At 69.0% G+C, this 16,365-nt stretch carries 18 protein-coding genes; 13 read left to right on the top strand and 5 right to left on the bottom strand.

The window, feature by feature from the left end:
- The first annotated feature begins 108 nt into the window (after window positions 1-108).
- The 3 genes from ACTIFS_RS02135 to ACTIFS_RS02125 all read left to right on the top strand — a co-directional run bounded on the left by ACTIFS_RS02135 (window position 109) and on the right by ACTIFS_RS02125 (window position 1,893).
- Complete coding sequence (locus ACTIFS_RS02135) at window positions 109-807, top strand: peroxidase-related enzyme (protein ID WP_439572380.1); 699 nt, start codon at window positions 109-111, stop codon at window positions 805-807.
- Window positions 808-900: 93 nt separating this feature from the next.
- A complete protein-coding gene (locus ACTIFS_RS02130; protein WP_439572379.1) occupies window positions 901-1,575 on the top strand; it encodes an LON peptidase substrate-binding domain-containing protein in 675 nt (224 codons plus the stop codon).
- A gap of 75 nt (window positions 1,576-1,650) precedes the next feature.
- Window positions 1,651-1,893 carry a Trm112 family protein gene (locus tag ACTIFS_RS02125; protein ID WP_439572378.1) on the top strand — a complete coding sequence of 81 codons (243 nt, stop codon included), beginning with the start codon at window positions 1,651-1,653 and terminating at the stop codon, window positions 1,891-1,893.
- An 18-nt stretch (window positions 1,894-1,911) separates the two neighbouring features.
- Here ACTIFS_RS02125 and ACTIFS_RS02120 read toward each other — a convergent pair whose 3' ends face one another.
- The 3 genes from ACTIFS_RS02120 to fdxA form a co-directional block, all read right to left on the bottom strand.
- A complete protein-coding gene (locus ACTIFS_RS02120; RefSeq protein ID WP_439572377.1) occupies window positions 1,912-2,775 on the bottom strand; it encodes an RNA polymerase factor sigma-32 in 864 nt (287 codons plus the stop codon).
- Between the two features lie 283 nt (window positions 2,776-3,058).
- On the bottom strand, window positions 3,059-3,643 hold the full coding sequence (locus ACTIFS_RS02115) for a CarD family transcriptional regulator (protein WP_439572376.1): 585 nt from the start codon (window positions 3,641-3,643) through the stop codon (window positions 3,059-3,061).
- A 402-nt stretch (window positions 3,644-4,045) separates the two neighbouring features.
- Window positions 4,046-4,381 (bottom strand): ferredoxin FdxA, encoded by a 336-nt coding sequence (gene fdxA / locus ACTIFS_RS02110; RefSeq protein WP_439572375.1) that lies wholly within the window; start codon window positions 4,379-4,381, stop codon window positions 4,046-4,048.
- Between the two features lie 147 nt (window positions 4,382-4,528).
- On the opposite strand from fdxA, the gene htpX reads away from it, so the two are divergent.
- The 7 genes from htpX to ACTIFS_RS02075 all read left to right on the top strand — a co-directional run bounded on the left by htpX (window position 4,529) and on the right by ACTIFS_RS02075 (window position 10,884).
- Window positions 4,529-5,449 (top strand): zinc metalloprotease HtpX, encoded by a 921-nt coding sequence (gene htpX / locus ACTIFS_RS02105; RefSeq protein WP_439572374.1) that lies wholly within the window; start codon window positions 4,529-4,531, stop codon window positions 5,447-5,449.
- A 52-nt stretch (window positions 5,450-5,501) separates the two neighbouring features.
- Entirely contained in the window at window positions 5,502-6,845 is a 1,344-nt protein-coding gene (locus tag ACTIFS_RS02100; RefSeq protein ID WP_439572373.1) for an RsmB/NOP family class I SAM-dependent RNA methyltransferase, read from the top strand.
- Between the two features lie 65 nt (window positions 6,846-6,910).
- A complete protein-coding gene (gene lptM, locus ACTIFS_RS02095; protein ID WP_439572372.1) occupies window positions 6,911-7,222 on the top strand; it encodes an LPS translocon maturation chaperone LptM in 312 nt (103 codons plus the stop codon).
- 3 nt (window positions 7,223-7,225) lie between these two features.
- Window positions 7,226-8,491 carry a diaminopimelate decarboxylase gene (gene lysA / locus ACTIFS_RS02090; protein ID WP_439572371.1) on the top strand — a complete coding sequence of 422 codons (1,266 nt, stop codon included), beginning with the start codon at window positions 7,226-7,228 and terminating at the stop codon, window positions 8,489-8,491.
- Window positions 8,492-8,672: 181 nt separating this feature from the next.
- Window positions 8,673-8,828, top strand: coding sequence for a hypothetical protein (locus tag ACTIFS_RS02085; protein WP_439572370.1), 156 nt, complete (start codon window positions 8,673-8,675; stop codon window positions 8,826-8,828).
- A 10-nt stretch (window positions 8,829-8,838) separates the two neighbouring features.
- Complete coding sequence (locus tag ACTIFS_RS02080; RefSeq protein ID WP_439572369.1) at window positions 8,839-9,555, top strand: carbonic anhydrase; 717 nt, start codon at window positions 8,839-8,841, stop codon at window positions 9,553-9,555.
- Between the two features lie 96 nt (window positions 9,556-9,651).
- Window positions 9,652-10,884, top strand: a complete 1,233-nt coding sequence (locus ACTIFS_RS02075) for a phenylacetate--CoA ligase family protein (protein ID WP_439572368.1) — start codon at window positions 9,652-9,654, stop codon at window positions 10,882-10,884.
- A gap of 9 nt (window positions 10,885-10,893) precedes the next feature.
- On the opposite strand, the gene ACTIFS_RS02070 is transcribed toward ACTIFS_RS02075, so the two are convergent.
- On the bottom strand, window positions 10,894-11,424 hold the full coding sequence (locus ACTIFS_RS02070; protein WP_439572367.1) for a disulfide bond formation protein B: 531 nt from the start codon (window positions 11,422-11,424) through the stop codon (window positions 10,894-10,896).
- A gap of 99 nt (window positions 11,425-11,523) precedes the next feature.
- Between ACTIFS_RS02070 and pgsA the strand changes: the two genes are divergently transcribed.
- The 3 genes from pgsA to ACTIFS_RS02055 are packed head-to-tail and all read left to right on the top strand — an operon-like array spanning window position 11,524 to window position 13,477.
- Entirely contained in the window at window positions 11,524-12,147 is a 624-nt protein-coding gene (pgsA, locus tag ACTIFS_RS02065; RefSeq protein ID WP_439572366.1) for a CDP-diacylglycerol--glycerol-3-phosphate 3-phosphatidyltransferase, read from the top strand.
- On the top strand, window positions 12,144-12,395 hold the full coding sequence (moaD, locus tag ACTIFS_RS02060; protein ID WP_439572365.1) for a molybdopterin converting factor subunit 1: 252 nt from the start codon (window positions 12,144-12,146) through the stop codon (window positions 12,393-12,395). The genes pgsA and moaD overlap by 4 nt, the downstream gene beginning before the upstream one ends.
- Before the next feature lie 8 nt (window positions 12,396-12,403).
- The gene (locus tag ACTIFS_RS02055; RefSeq protein ID WP_439572364.1) at window positions 12,404-13,477 is read left to right on the top strand and encodes an MBL fold metallo-hydrolase; all 1,074 of its coding nucleotides are present in this window, start codon (window positions 12,404-12,406) and stop codon (window positions 13,475-13,477) included.
- Between the two features lie 56 nt (window positions 13,478-13,533).
- Here ACTIFS_RS02055 and ACTIFS_RS02050 read toward each other — a convergent pair whose 3' ends face one another.
- A complete protein-coding gene (locus ACTIFS_RS02050) occupies window positions 13,534-16,266 on the bottom strand; it encodes a TIGR02302 family protein (protein ID WP_439572363.1) in 2,733 nt (910 codons plus the stop codon).
- Window positions 16,267-16,365 lie beyond the last annotated feature (99 nt).

Below are 16,365 nucleotides of genomic sequence, written 5' to 3'. Positions count from 1 at the left end.
CTTTCGTCCGCTATCGGCCAGCGGCCTCCTCATGCTACGCGGGTGCGACGGGCCCGTGACGGTGGGCCTCCCGCGAAAGAAGGCGGGTGCCATGCAGGGAGAGATGCGATGAGCCGGCAAGCCGCAGCCAAGGGTGCCACCAGCCAGGCAGCCCGGAAACCAGCAGGCCGCAAGGCTTCAGGCGGCAAGGCTGCCGCCGGCAAGGGGATCGCCGGAAAGGCTGCGACCTCCGCGAAGCATGCCGACGATGCACCGATCGTCGCGCTCGATCTGCCTGCCGCGCCGCTGGACGCCGAGATCGAGGCCTACTTCGCCAAGTGCCGCGAGAAGATCGGCTATGTGCCCAACGTGCTGCTCGCCTATACGCACGACCTGGCCAAGCTGAAGGCCTTCGCCGCCATGTACAACGACCTGATGCTGGCGCCCTGCGGGCTCAGCAAGCTGGAGCGCGAGATGATCGCGGTGGCGGTCTCATCGGTGAACCGCTGCTATTACTGCCTGACCGCGCACGGGGCGGCGGTGCGCCAGCTCTCGGGGGATCCGGTTCTCGGCGAGCAGATGGTGATGAACTACCGGGCCGCACGGCTCGATGCCCGCCAGCGCGCGATGCTCGACTTTTCCGTAAAGCTGACCGAGACGCCCTGGTCGGTGGAGGACGAGGATCGCGAGGGCCTGCGCAAGGTCGGCTTCTCCGACCGCGATATCTGGGACATTTCGGCCGTGGCGGCCTTCTTCAACATGTCCAACCGGGTGGCCAGCGGCACGGACATGCGGCCGAACGCCGCCTATCACGGCAGCTATCGCTGAGGGTCTGCCCGCAGGATCGGACGGCGGCACTGGCAAGTCCGCACGCCCGTCCTACATGGACAAGGATCGTCCCAGCCGTAGCGGAGCGGAGCCATGGCGACCAACGCCGTCTATCGCGACCCGGCCGACCTTCCGGCCGAGATCGCCATCTTCCCGCTGCCGGGGGCGCTGCTGCTGCCGCGCGGCCAGCTGCCGCTGAACATTTTCGAGCCGCGCTACCTGGCGATGATCGACGATGCCATGCTCGCCGGCCACCGCATCATCGGCATGGTCCAGCCGGTCCCCGACGACGAGGAGGCCGAACGGCCGCAACTGGCGGAGGTCGGCTGCGCCGGCCGCATCACCCAGCTGGGCGAGACCGGCGACGGCCGCTACATGCTCAGCCTGACAGGCATCGCCCGTTTCCGCATCGTCGAGGAACTGGCCGGCGACACCCCGTTCCGACGCTGCCGGGTCGATTTCGGGGCGTTCAGCGACGATTTCGAGGCGCGCCGCGGGGAGGATGCGGTCGATCGCGACGGCCTCCTCAAGGCGCTCGCCGACTTCCTCAAGGCCAATGACCTGGAAGCCGACTGGGACGGCATCCGCCGCGCGCCGACCGAGGTTCTGGTCAACTCGCTGTGCATGATGTCCCCATGGGGGGTGCGGGAAAAGCAGGCCCTGCTGGAGGCCCCCGATCTCAAGACCCGGGCCGCCCTGCTGGTTGCGGTCACCGAGGTAGCGCTCTCGAAGAACGACGCGGACGACCAGCGCAAGCCGCTGAACTGAGGCCCTGCTCTGGCGCGGCCTGCAGGCAGTGCTAAGTAAGTCGGGCAGCAACGGAATGACGGGAGAACCAGCTTCATGGCCGAGGAGACGGACCGGAACGGGTCGCAGCAGGACGGCAGGGGCGCGGTGCCCGCCACCCGGCCGGGTACGGTCGATCCGCGGCTGCTTGAACTGCTGGTCTGCCCGGTGACCAAGGGCATGCTGACCTATGATGCCGCTGCCGGCGAACTGGTGTCGCGCGACGCACGGCTCGCCTATCCGATCCGCGAGGGCATCCCGATCATGCTGCCCGAGGAAGCCCGCACGATCGAGGATTGAGCGCGGTCGCGTCAAACCTCACAAACGGGCGGCAAAATCCGCGTCATGGCGGTCGATCAGCGCCTGTCGCAGCTTGTCCAGCGCCCGGCTCTCGATCTGCCGGACCCGCTCCTTGGAAATACCGAGGCACGCCCCCAGGCTTTCCAGCGTCGCCTGCTCGTCGCCCAGGCGCCGCGCGCGAAGGATCCGCAGCTCCCGCGCGTTGAGAACGCGCAGCGCCTCCTTCAGCCAGCGCACGCGCCGGTCGGTATCGATCGCCTCCGCCACCGCCTCGTCCTGGAGCGGCCGCTCGTCGGCGAGCCGGTCCAGCCGCTCGCCGGCATCGTCGTCGCCGAAGGCCGCCGCGTTCAGCGACACGTCCGCGCCTGACAGGCGCGCGTCGAGCACCGCGACATCCCTGGTGGAGACGCCGACCGCCTCGGCAATGTGCTGGTGGATGGCCTGGCTGCCGACCCCAGAGCCGAGGGTCTGCGACAGCTGGGCCCGCAGCCGCCTGAGATTGAAGAACAGCGCCTTCTGCGCCGAGGACGTGCCGCCGCGGACGATCGACCAGTTGCGCAGGATGTAGTCCTGGATCGAGGCGCGGATCCACCAGGTCGCATAGGTCGAGAAGCGCACGTCGCGTTCCGGCTCGAAGCGCGAAGCCGCCTCGAGAAGCCCGACATGGCCCTCCTGGATCAGATCGGCCATGGGCAGGCCGTAATGACGGAACCGTGCGGCAATGGCGATGACCAGCCGCATATGGGCCTGGGCGAGCCGGTGGAGCGCGACCTCGTCGCGGGCCTCCTTCCAGCGCACGGCAAGCACCTTCTCTTCCTCGCGGTCGAGAAACGGGGCCGCCATCGCAGCCCGGGTCAGATGACCGCCGGTCCCTGTCGCCATGACGCACTCCCTCGGCGTCCGCCCCCGGCAGGCTTTCCTGCTCCTTCGGCTTATGGCGATTTACGTATGGGCTCCCGCGACGGATCACCAGCAACCGGCTGCGAAAAAGCGGCGGATCGCGACCTTGTGCCGCAGAAAATGCTGCATTGGCAGACCTTTGCCTCATGGCCGGTCTGAATGTGCGTCCAGAGGCGTGCCCTTCGATGTGGCGCCGGCAAGCATCCGGAAACGACGAAGCCCGGCACAAGGCCGGGCTTCGGTGAACGTCAGTGGCAGGCGCCGATCAGGCCGCCGCAACCTCGGCCTCGTCGGCCTCATCGGCCAGGTCCTCGGCCTTGGCGGGACCGCGGCGCGGACCCTTGGCGAGCTGAGCCTCGATCATCTTGACGGCCTCGGCCTCGATGACGCGCTCGACGGCGGCCAGCTCGCGGGCCATCCGGTCGAGGGCCTGTTCATAAAGCTGGCGCTCGGAATAGGACTGCTCGGGCTGGGTGTCGGAGCGGAACAGGTCGCGCACCACCTCGGAGATGGCGATCAGGTCGCCCGAATTGATCTTCGCTTCATATTCCTGCGCACGGCGGGACCACATGGTGCGCTTGATGCGCGCGCGGCCCTTCAGAACGTCCAGCGCCCGGGTCATCAGATCCGGCTCGGCGAGCTTGCGCATGCCGACCTGGGTGATCTTGGCCGTGGGAACGCGCAGCGTCATCTTGTCCTTCTCGAAGTTGATGACGAACAGCTCGAGCTTGAAGCCGGCAATGTCCTGTTCCTCGATGGCGACGATCTGGCCCACCCCGTGGGACGGATAGACGATGTACTCGTTCGTCTTGAAGCCCTGACGGGTCTGCGCGTTCTTCTTCGCGGTCATGCTGCGCCTTACTCCTCGTCGGCCGTAACGGCCGCTGGTGACGGCGGGACGGGCGATCCGCCTGTCCCGATCCACGGTGCCCGAAGGGACCGCGGTGGTTCGCGCGAAAGGAGCGATCCTGCGCCAGACCAGGGCCTGGCTTGCTCCTGACGACCAGCCATCAAGCGAAACGGTTTACCGCGACGCGAACAGCCGTTTCCGGCGCTGATCACGACGTCTTGTCGGAGTTTTCCGAAAAAATACGCTCCGCAACGAGGGAGCGCGCCGGTAGGACCGCTTGTTGATCGACTGTGGCACGACCATACCACAAATTTCGCCGAAATCAAAGGCTTGCCGTCATCCGGAGGGTTCTGGCGGCCCGTCGGCGGTCAATTCCGGTGTCGAAAGGTTAACGGCGAAGGGTCAGTCGCCCTGACCCGGTTCCGGCGACAGCATGGCCTCCTTGCCGGGCTTGCCGTCCCAGTCCTTGGCGTCGGAGGGCGCGTCGCGCTTCTGCGTGATATTCGGCCATCTTGACGCGAAATCGGCATTGATTCCGAGCCATTTCTCCAGCCCCGGCTCGGTATCCGGCTTGATCGCTTCGGCCGGGCATTCCGGCTCGCACACACCGCAGTCGATGCATTCGTCCGGATGGATCACGAGCATGTTCTCGCCCTCGTAGAAACAGTCCACGGGGCAGACCTCGACGCAATCCATATACTTGCACTTGATGCAATTCTCGGTGACCACATAGGTCATGGACGGGCTCCAGGGGCCGGCATGGGTGCGATCCTGCCGATTACCAGATGAGGTCGTTCGTACGCAAGCGATCCGCGACGGCCGCGCCGCATCTTGCCGAACGGGCCTGCCATCACGATCTCAGGTCGGAATCCATGGGGATCTGCCATGAACTACATGAAGACCGCCGTCCTGCTCGCTGCCATGACCGCCCTGTTCATGGGTATCGGCTTCCTGATCGGCGGCCAGGCCGGCATGCTGATCGCGCTGGCAGTGGCCGCCGCCATGAACTTCTGGAGCTACTGGGGCTCGGACCGGGCCGTGCTGAACATGTACGGCGCGCAGGAGGTCGACGCGAACTCGGCCCCCGATCTCTACCAGATGACCTATGAGATGGCCCAGCGTGCCGGCATGCCGATGCCGCGCCTGTTCATCATCCACGAGGACCAGCCGAACGCCTTCGCCACCGGGCGCAACCCGGAGAATGCGGCCGTGGCGGTCAATACCGGCCTTCTCAACCTGCTGACCCGCGAGGAGGTTGCCGGCGTGGTGGCGCATGAACTGGCCCACATCAAGAACCGCGACACGCTGACCATGACGATCACAGCGACGCTGGCCGGCGCCGTGTCGATGCTGGCCAATTTCGCGGCCTTTTCCGGCGGCAGCAACAACCGCAACGGCTTCGGCATGATCGGCACCATCGCCATGATGATCCTGGCGCCGCTGGCCGCCTCCATCGTGCAGATGGCCGTCTCGCGCTCGCGCGAGTACGAGGCCGACAAGCTTGGAGCGGAAATCTGCGGCAACCCGGCCTGGCTCGCCTCGGCCCTCGCCAAGATCGCCGGCGCGCACGACCGCCACGTCAACGACACCGCCGAGCACAATCCGCAGACGGCGCACATGTTCATCATCAATCCCCTGTCGGGCGAGCGGATGGACAACCTGTTCTCGACCCATCCGGACACGGGCAACCGGATTGCCGCCCTGCAGCAGCTGGCTGCGGCCTGGGGCATGGCGGTCGGCTATGGCGGGCAACCCCAGGTCGGTAACGGCTGGGGCGGCTCGCAGTCCCGCGGCCCCTGGGGCTGAGACGCGGCGGCCGGGGCTGTCCGTCGGGGGCCGGCTGGGCTAGAGGGGGTCGATGAAGGCCCGCTCCGCCAAGACGCCCCGACCGAAACCCGCCGCCCATCCGGGACTTCCCGCCCGGCGCCGCGCCTGCGAGCTGGTGGAGGCGGTCATGGTCCGCCGCCGGCCGCTGGACGAGGCGCTGGAGGAGGCATCCGCCCTCGACCCGGCGGACCGGGCGCTCGCGCGCAAGATCGCCGCGACCACGCTGAGGCGGCTGGGAACGCTGGAGGCGGTGCTGGCAACGCGCCTCGCCAAGGGCCTGCCAGACGGCCTGCCGCGGCTGAACACGGTGCTGCTGACCGGTGCCTGCCAGATCCTGTTCCTCGACGTCCCGGACTATGCGGCGGTCGACAGCGCCGTGCGCATGGTCGAGGCCGACCGCAAGGCGAAGGGCTTTGCCGGCCTGACCAATGCCGTCCTGCGCGGCATCGCCCGCGACCGGGAGGTGATCCTCGCCGGTCTCGATCCGCTCGACGACCTCGCCCCCTGGCTGCGCGAGCGCTGGACCGCCCGCTATGGCACGCAGACCGCGGCGGACATTGCCGCGGTGATCGCCATCGAACCCCCGCTCGACCTCACGATTGGCGAGGACCCGCCCGGCTGGGCGGCCCGGCTCGGCGGCGTGGTGACGCCGACCGGCTCCGTGCGCCTGCTGCCGTCCGGCCCGATCCCCGACCTGCCGGGCTTTGCCGACGGCGCCTGGTGGGTCCAGGACGCAGCCGCCGCCCTGCCCGCCCGCCTGCTCGGTGATCTGAAGGGGCTGTCGGTCGCCGACCTCTGCGCCGCCCCCGGCGGCAAGACCGCCCAGCTTTCCCGCGCGGGCGCGCGCGTCACCGCTGTCGACCGCTCCGCCCGCCGGCTGGAGCGGCTGTCCGAGAACATGACGCGGCTCGGCCTGACGGTCGAGATCGTGGCGGCCGAGGCCGAGACTGTCGAAGGACCTTTCGATGCGGTCCTGCTGGATGCCCCCTGCACGGCCACCGGCACCCTGCGCGGCCACCCCGACGTCGCCCGCCTGAAATCGACCGCGGATGTCACGGGCCTCGCGCGCCTGCAGGCCCGCCTGCTCGACCGCCTGGCCCACCTGCTCGTGCCCGGCGGCCGGGCGGTCTATTGCACCTGCTCGCTGGAGCCGGAGGAGGGCGAGGACCAGATCGCCGCGCTGCTGGCCCGCGACAGCCGGCTGGCGCTCGATCCGATCCGGCCGGACGAATGGCCGGGCATCGCCCCCTTCGTCACGCCGGAGGGTTTCCTGCGCACCCTGCCCAGCCATTGGCCGGCATCGGATTGGCCCGGCGCCGAGCCGCGCCTTGCCGGCCTCGACGGCTTCTTCGCCGCGCGGCTGAGGCGCCTGTGACCCCCTCGCGGTCGCCGGCCGCATCCGTTATGGTGCGCCCGCTCTGCCTTCCGGGACTTCACGCCTTGACCGCATCGCCGACCCGCCGCACCGCCCTCCTGATGCTCGCCGCCGGAACCCTGGCGCTTGCCGCCTGCGGCCGCCGCGGCGGGCTCGAACTGCCGGGAGAGACACCCTCGCCGATCGGCGGCCCGACGCCGCCGAACCTGCCGCCGCGGACCGAGACGGCTGCTGCGCCGCCATCCGATCCGACCCGGCCGGCCCAGCGCCATTCGCCGGAAGCGCCGGAGCCGCGCCGGAACTACGACCCCAACCGGCCGGTCGGCCGCGGCCAGCTCGTGCCCTCGGGACGTTTCATCCTCGATCCCCTGCTCTGACCCATGCACCATTTCGCCTACAGGGACGGCATCCTCCATGCCGAGGACGTGCCGCTCGACCGGATCGCGGCCGAGGTCGGCACGCCGTTCTACTGCTATTCCACCGCCACGCTGGAGCGGCACTACCGGGTGTTCTCGGAGGCTTTCGCCGGCATGGATTCGCTCGTCTGCTATGCCATGAAGGCCAATTCCAACCAGGCGGTGATCGCGACCCTTGCCCGCCTCGGCGCCGGCATGGACGTCGTCTCGGGCGGCGAGCTGAAGCGGGCGCTGGCCGCCAGCGTGCCGGGCGAGAAGATCATGTTCTCCGGCGTCGGCAAGACCGAGGCCGAGCATCGCGCGGCGCTGGAGGCCGGCGTCTTCTGCATCAATGTCGAGAGCGAGCCGGAGGTCGCGCAATTGTCGCGCATCGCAACGGCGATGGGCGTGACCGCGCATGTCTCGTTCCGCGTCAATCCGGACGTGGACGCCAGGACCCACGCAAAGATCTCCACCGGCAAGAAGGGCGACAAGTTCGGCATCCCGATCTCCACCGCCCGCGAGGCCTATGCGCGGGCCGCGAAGCTGCCGGGCATCCGCATCGCCGGCATCGACATGCATATCGGCTCGCAGATCACCGATCTCGAACCTTTCGACAATGCCTTCGCGCTGATGGCCGAATTTGTCGGCACGCTGCGCGCCGACGGCCATGCGATCGACCATGTCGATGTCGGCGGCGGCCTCGGCATTCCCTATCGCGACGACAACGAGCCGCCGCCCGATCCCCTGCGCTATGCCGAGGTGGTGCGGCGGCACACGGCCGGTCTGGGCTGCCGGGTGATCATGGAGCCCGGCCGGATGATGGTCGGCAATGCCGGCATCCTGGTCACCCGCGTGATCTACGTGAAGGACACCGGGGGCCATGCCTTCGTCATCGTCGACGGCGCCATGAACGACCTGATCCGCCCGACGCTCTACGAGGCCCATCACGAGATCCGCCCCGTCAAGGAGCCGGTGCCCGGCGCGCCGAAGCCGAAAGTCGATGTGGTCGGCCCCATCTGCGAGAGCGGCGACTATCTGGCGCTCGGACGCAAGCTGCCCGCGGTCGGTCCCGGCGACCTGCTGGCGGTCATGACCGCCGGTGCCTATGGCGCGGTGCAGGCCGGCACCTACAATACCCGCCCTCTCTCCCCGGAAGTGATGGTCAAGGGGGCGGACTTCGCCGTCGTGCGTCCGCGCCTTGACGTGGATGCCATCATCGCGCTGGATCGCCTGCCCGGCTGGCTCTGAATACTGCACCGCCGAAGGGTGGGATTGACCCCGGCCGCGGGACGGTCTTCATGCAGGGCTCCGGCTCCGCGAACCTTGCCACGAGCTCCGTTGTGAACCTTTGGATGAAGATGGCCGACAGTCCAGGCGCATGATGGGATCATGCACGTGTCCGTCGTCTCCCGACAGAGGGATTCAGGTCATGAAGTTCCTCAAGTATCTTGGCTTGACCATCGCCGGACTGGTGGCGGCGCCCATCGCTGCACTGACGGGTGTCTATCTGATCGCGTTGGCGGTCACGATCATGATGATCGTTGCCACGCTCTTTATTGGCGCCATTATTTTCTTGCTCATGTAACCATGCTGGGATGTTCCACAAACCCTCATGGTTGCTGGATCCTGAGGAGTGTTCCTTGCTGCCGCAACGTCTGATCGATGGCTATGCCACGTTCCTGGAAGGCCGGTTCCCGCAAGTGTCCGAGCGCTATCGCCGGCTCGGCGAGGACGGCCAGAGCCCGAAGACCATGGTCATTTCCTGCTGCGACAGCCGCGTGTCGCCGGAGGCGATCTTCGATGTCGGGCCGGGCGAACTGTTCATCGTCCGCAACGTCGCCAATCTCGTGCCGCCCTATGCGCCGGACGGCAGCCAGCACGGCACGTCGGCAGCGCTGGAATTCGCCGTCCAGGCGCTGCGCGTCTCCGACATCGTCGTGCTCGGCCATGCGCGGTGCGGCGGCATCCGTGCGGCGGTCGCCGAGGATGCCGAGCCGCTGTCTCCGGGCGACTTCATCGGCAAGTGGATGTCGATGATCGCCCCGGCCATCGAACGGGTCGGTCCGCGCGGCAGCCGGACCATGGACGATTACCTGCGCGAGCTGGAATATGGCTCTGTGGTCAATTCGCTGGCCAATCTGCGCACCTTTCCATGCGTGCAGATTCTCGAGCAGCGCGGCAAGCTGAAGCTGCACGGCGCGTTTTTCGGCGTGGCCACCGGCGTCCTGAGCATCCTCGACGAGGAGACCGGCACGTTCTCTCCCGCGCTCGACCGGCCGGGCCGTGTCTTCGCCTGCACGCCCGCAGCCTGATACCACCGTCTGATCGGGGATTCTTCGGACCTTTTGCGGGGTTGGCTTGGCCCTGTGGCGAGGGGTTACACTCGCCCCCGAGAGGGAGACACACTCATGGCCGGGCACTTTGACAAGCGCGAAACGCGCGACCCGCACGTGCGCGAGAAGGATCTGCTAAGGCGCCTGCCGCAGGTCCTTGCCGCTGCAATGAAATTGCCGGCATGGCGACGGCATCTCGGCAAGATCGACCCCCGGGCGATCACCTCGCGCGCCGCCCTCGCCCAGCTGCCGGTCCAGCGCAAGTCGGACATGCCGGCGATCCAGAAGGGCGCCCCGCCCTTCGGCGGCTTCGTTCCCGGCAAGGTCAGCTCGTTCGGCCGCCTGTTCATGTCGCCGGGGCCGATCTTCGAACCGGAAGCCATCGGCCAGGATGTCTGGCGGGTCGGGCGGGCCATGACGGCGGCCGGGTTCCGGCGGGGCGACATCGTGCTCAACACCTTCTCCTACCACCTGACGCCCGGCGCCTGGTGCTTCGATTCGGGCGCGCGTGCCGTCGGCTGCGCGGTCATCCCGGCCGGTCCCGGCAATACCGAGGCCCAGTTCGACCTGATCGAGGCCTATCGCCCCAATGCCTATGTGGGCGTGCCCGACTTCCTCAAGATCCTGCTGGACGCGGCCGCCGAGAAAGGCCGCGATGCCTCCTCCATCAAGCGCGCGCTGGTCGGCGGCGCGGCCTTCCCGGCCTCGCTGCAGAAGGAGATCGCCAGCCGCGGCGTCGATGCCTACCAGACCTATGCCATCGCCGAATGCGGGGTCATCGCCTATGAGACCGAGGCGCGCGAGGGCATGGTGCTCAACGAGGACATCATCCTGGAGATCGTCCGCCCGGGCACCGGCGATCCGGTGCCGGAGGGCGAGGTCGGCGAGGTTGTGGTCACCGTTCTCGACCCGCACCATCCGCTGATCCGCTTCGCCTGCGGGGACATGACCGCGGTGATGCCCGGTGCCTCGCCGTGCGGCCGGACCAATCTCCGCATCCGCGGCTGGATGGGCCGCGCCGACCAGACCGCCAAGGTCAAGGGCATGTTCGTGAGGCCCGAGCAGGTGGCGGAGGTGTTGCGCCGGCATCCCGAGATCAGCAAGGCCCGGCTGGTGATCGCCCGCAACGGCGAGTCCGATACCATGGTCCTGAAGGCCGAGACGCGGGTGCGCGGCACCGAGTTCCTGTCCGAGATCGGCGCCACGATCCAGACGGTCATCAAGCTGAAGGGCGCGGTGGAGGCGGTCAGGCCCGGTTCGCTGCCGAACGACGGCAAGGTGATCGAGGACACCCGCCCCGTCGCGTGAGGGGACGGCTCAGGCTGCGCTGGGCCGGCGGCTGGCGCCGAACAGCGCCAGGGCGGCCAGGATCGTCGCCACCACCGCATTCCAGCCGGCCAGCGACAGGCCCAGAAACCGCCAGGCCGCCACCGTGCAGTCGACCGGCCGCGGACCGGTCTGGATCTGGCGCAGGAGATCGCCGGGCGTGCGGGCGATGGTGGAGGGCTGCGCGCAGGTCGCCGGACCCTGCCAGAAGGCCCATTCGGCGCCGGCGTGATAGACCCCGAGCGCCGCCGCCCAGACCATCAGCCCTGCCAGCACCAGAAGCCCCGACCGGACGAGAAGCCCCGGAGCGCCTGCCGCCGCGGCTGCCGCGACGGCCAGCGCCACCGGGATCATCACGTAATAGGGCACGCGCTGCTCCAGGCAGAGCGGGCAGGGCGGCAGGCCGACCACATGCTCGAAGAACAGCGCCCCGAGGATAGTGGCCGACCCGCCAACGGCGAGCAGGAGGGCCGTTGCGAGCCAGGGACGGGTGCGGGCCTGGTCGGCGAGGGCAGCGATCATGGCGGCTTCTTGATCCGATCACGCGCATCTGTCCAGTCCGGTCGGGATTCCCGCCGCCTGCCGATTGACCGCAGGCGCCCCCTCGTCCATCACAAGTGTATGAGCTCGGCCGATCCGATCCCCCGCGAGCGCCGCGGCGGGGCCTTCAGCATTCCCAACCTGCTCACCTACGGACGGGTGCTCGCCGTGCCGGTGGTGGCCTCGTGCCTGTTCGTTCAGGTCATCTACGAGGGCGGGCTGTGGCTTCGCTGGGTGGCCCTCGCCGTGTTCGTCGTCGCCGCCATCACCGATTATTTCGACGGGTATCTGGCGCGCATCTGGTCGCAGCATTCCACCATCGGCCGGATGCTCGACCCGATCGCCGACAAGCTGCTGGTCGGCATCGTGCTGCTGATGCTGGCAGCCGACGGCACCATCCTCGGCTGGTCGATCTGGGCCGCGGTGGTCATCCTGTCGCGCGAGATTCTTGTCTCGGGCCTGCGCGAGTTCCTGGCCGAGCTGCGCGTCTCGGTGCCGGTGACGCAACTCGCCAAGTGGAAGACCACGCTCCAGCTGGTCGCCGTCGGCTTCCTCATCGCCGGGCCGGCCGGCGACCGCATCATTGCGGGCGTGACCCAGGTCGGCATCGGCTTGCTGTGGCTGGCAGCCCTGCTCACCCTCTATACCGGCTTCGACTATTTTCGCGCCGGGCTCCACCACCTGATTGATGAGGACGAGCCGTGAGGCTGCTCTATTTCGCCTGGGTGCGCGAACGGATCGGCAAGGCGGAGGAAGAGTTCGATCTTCCCGACGGGGTTGTGACGGTTGCCGATCTCATCGCGCATCTGACCGGCCGCGGCGAGGAATATGCCCATGCCTTCGACAACCCCACGGTGATACGGGCGGCCATCGATCACGTCCACGTCAGGTCCGATGCATCTTTGGCCGGTGCGCGCGAGATCGCCTTCTTTCCGCCCATGACCGGCGGCTGAGTGCCGCCATGCCCTCGCGCCGCACGCTTCTCGGCCTTCTCGCCGGACTGCCCTTTCTCGGCGGCCTCGCCGCCTATGCTGCCGAACGGCGGCCGTTCTATACGGGCCCGCTGAGCGACCATTTCGACGGCACCCGCTTCTTCGACCCCCACGGCTCGCCGCCCAAGGCCTTCACCGACCTGCTGCGCTGGCAGTTCGGCGGGGACCGGCGCGCCAGTTGGCCCGCCAGCTGGCCGGGACCCGGCGCCGATCGGCCGCCGCCGCGCGTCGATGACGACAGCCTGCGCCTGTCCTATGTCGGCCACGCCAGCGTCATGCTGCAGACGCGCGGGCTCAACATCCTGTTCGATCCGGTCTGGTCGGAACGCGTCTCGCCGGTGTCCTTCGCCGGGCCGAAGCGGGTCAACGCGCCGGGCATCGCCTTCGAGGATCTTCCGAAGATCGACCTCGTCCTGGTCAGCCACGGCCATTACGACCATCTGGACGTCTCGACCCTGTCCCGCCTGCACGCCGCTCATGCGCCGCGTGTGATCACGCCGCTCGGACAGGATCTGGTCATGAAAGGCCATGATCCCGCGATCCGCGCCGAGGCGCATGACTGGGGGGCGCGGCTGGAGGTCGGCAACGGCGTCGCTGTCCACCTTGCGCCGATGCGGCACTGGTCGGCGCGCGGCCTGTTCGATCGCAACAAGGCCCTGTGGGCCGCCTTCGTGCTCGAGATGGCCGCCGGCCACGTCTATCACATCGGCGATACCGGCTATGGCGACGGCCACCATTTCCGCGAGGCGCGCCGGCGTTTCGGCGGCTTCCGCCTCGCCATTCTGCCGATCGGCGCCTACGAGCCGCGCTGGTTCATGCGCGACCAGCACATGAACCCCGACGAAGCGGTTCAGGTCATGATCGATTCCGGGGCGAGGCGCGCCCTGGCCCATCACTGGGGCACGGTCCAGCTGACCAACGAGGGCATCGAGGAGCCGCGGGATGCCCTGGTCCAGGCACTGGCCGCCCGCGCCATCGACCGCGATCGGTTCAGGGCCCTGCGTCCGGGCGAGGTCTGGTCGATCGGGCCGGACGAAGCCTGAAGCCGGCCGCGCCGCCCGTCATCGCGGGATGGCGCAAGCCGCATCCCACCACGGCGCTACTGGATCTGAAGCCCGCGCAGCAGGCGCTCGATATAGTCCATCTCCGGCTGCGGCCGGTCCGGATCCGACAGGCGCCGGCGCAGCTCCTCCAATACGCGCTGCGCGCGCTGGGCAGCACCCTCCCCGACATTCGGGATGCGCACATTGGCATTGTCGTTGGGATCGCGGCCGCGCGTCGGCCGGCCGAGCGGGTCATAGTCCTGCGCACCCGCCTGCCCCTGGCCGCCCGGCTGTCCGGGCTGACCCTGCTGTCCAGGCCCCTGGCCCTGGCCTTCCTGCATCTGCTGGGCGAGGCCCTGCGCGCCCTGCTGAAGGCTGCGCAGCGCCCGGCCCTGGGCATCGACCGCGCCCTGTCCGTCGCCGCGGCCCAGGGCGCCCTCGGCCTCCCGCATCGCACGGCCGGCATTGCCGAGGCCCTGTTCCGCCTGACGCCCGCCTTCGGAATCACCCTGCTGGCCCTGCTGGCCAAGCTGCTCGCGCAACTGGTCGAGCAGTTCGCGCAACTGCTGCTGGTTTTCGCCAAGCTGGTCGTAATTGGGCGCGCCTTCGCCCTGTTCCGAACCCTGCCCCTGCTGGCCCTGCTGGCCCTGTTGTCCCTGCTGCCCGCGCTGGCTCTGCTGGCCACGCTGGTTCGGACGCTGGCCGCGCTGGGACCGCCGCTGTTCCTGATTGCGCCGGAAGGTCTGGTCGCGAAGCTGCTGCTGGCGGCGGATCATGTCCGACAGGCGGTCGAGCGAGTTCTCGCCCTGTTCGCCACCCTCGCCCATCTCCTGCTGTTGCTGCTGGCGCCCGGCCTGCAGGCCCTGCAGCATCTGCTGGAGTTCCTGCATCAGGCGCTCGGCCTGCTCGCGCGCGCCGCTGCGGGCCAGCTCCTCGATCCGGTTGAGCATGTTCTGCAGGTCCTGCGGGCGGATATAGCGCGTGTTCGGATCGCGCCGGGCCTGCTGCTGCTGGTTACGCCCTTCCTGGCGGTTGCGCATGGCCTGTTCGGCGAGCTCGCGCATCAGCCGGTCCATGGCCTGGCGAAGCTCCTGCGACAGCCGGCGGATTTCCTCCTCCGACGCGCCACGCTCGATCGCCTGCCGCAGGCGCTCGGCGGCAGCCTGCACCGCCTGCTCGGAGGCGGACACGTCGCCGTCCTCCATGCGGACGGCGATATCCCACAGATAGTCGATGACCTCGCGCAGCTGCTCGTCGCTGCGGGCGCGCAGCGTGCGGAAATAGGCGGTGCGAAGCCCCAGATAGACCGGCATCTCCATGTTGAACCGGTCCGGCGCCAGCGTCAGCGCCTCCAGCGCCCGGGCGACCCGCGGACGGGCATTGGCGTCGAGGGCAAGGATGCGGCGCTGCTCGATCAGGGCGCGCGGGATCGGCTTGGAGAAGGTCCGCTGCGGCAGGGTGCCCACCGCCGGTGCGGAGGTGCCTTCCTGCCCGGCATCGTCCTTCGCCCGCAGCCGCACGGTCACCTGCAGCCCGGCAAAGGGATGCGCGACGAAATCGCGGCTGGTCTGGCTCGTGCCGCTGCGCGTGCGCGCCTGCGGCAGGACGAGCGGGATCGCGGGCAGTTCGGCCAGCGGACGGGCGCCGTCGCGCTGAAGCGCCCGCGCCGAAGGGGCCAGCGCGACATCAGCCTCGGCGCCCACGACGCCATAGTCGTCCTCGACCTTGTAGGAGAGGACCAGCTGGTTGCGCTGGTCGGTCTGCGGGTCGCGCTCGAATGCGATGGTCGGCGGCTGGTCGGCGATCGCCGAGAACCGCCAGTCAAGCGGTTCGGCGCCACTGCCGCGCACGGTGAGCGAGCCGTCGGCGCTCACCGTCCACCGCGTTTCAGACAGGTCGCTCGCCGGCTGGGCCGTTCGCTGGGCCGGTGCGGGCTGTGACGCGGTCGGCCGGGACGAGGCCGTCCGCGGCGCCGTCGCCTCCGCCGGAACCGCCGCGGCAACGCCGCCACCGGGGCGGATGTCGACATCGGAGAGCCCGGTGACACGCAGCGTCACGACGGAGCCGGCCGGCACGCGGAACACGTCCTGCGACGGGTCACGCGGTGCGTCCGCCTCGCCCGAGCGGCGGGTCGGCAGGATGATGGGCGGGCGGCCGGTATAGCCGGGCGGTGTCACCCAGGCGTCGATCCGGTAGGTGATCGGCGCCGGCGGGGCGCGCCAGTCGAACGCCGTCAGCAGCCGGCTCATGCGCTCGTCGCCAGCCAGGAAGAAGGCCGGAACGATGAGCAGGAGCGCCAGCGCGCGCACGGCATACCGGTCGAGATTGGCCATGCGCGGCATGGGAATGCCGGTGCGCAGCCGGCCCGTGGCTGCCAGCACCCGGCTGCGATGCTCGTCCCACAGCGCCTGCGCGAAAGGATCCTCGCGGGTCGCCAGCGTGTCGGACAGCGCGGTCGCCGGACGGTGGCCGCCGCCGGTTGCCTGATCGACGCGCCGCAGCGCCTCGCGATCGGTGGGCCGGCGGATGGTCATGAGCGGCCAGGCGGCGATCAGCAGAAGGACGCCGACGAACACCACGCCGCCGAACCGCGCCCAATAGGGAACGACCTGCCAGAAGCCCAGCCAGGAGACGGCAAGCACACCGCCGAAAATGCCGAGGAAGAGGACGAGACGCGGCCAGACCCGCTCCCACAGGATCACCAGCCGGGCCCGATCCACCGCATGGGTGAGGGCCGGGTCGCGTCGTTGGGCGGTGGACATCCCGTCCCGGTCTGTGCCGTCGCTCAAGCCATGCTCCGGGTCACAATCGTGCAGCGCACAAGGTAGCACGATTGCCCCGGATCGCCATGGCGAGAATGGGGCAGGCCGATCACGCTTCGGTGCAGC

The organism is Phreatobacter sp. (assembly GCF_051860605.1).
Taxonomy (GTDB): Bacteria; Pseudomonadota; Alphaproteobacteria; order Rhizobiales; family Phreatobacteraceae; genus Phreatobacter.
Note: the sequence above shows the minus strand (reverse complement) of the source record. Positions and strands in the feature narration are given on the sequence as shown.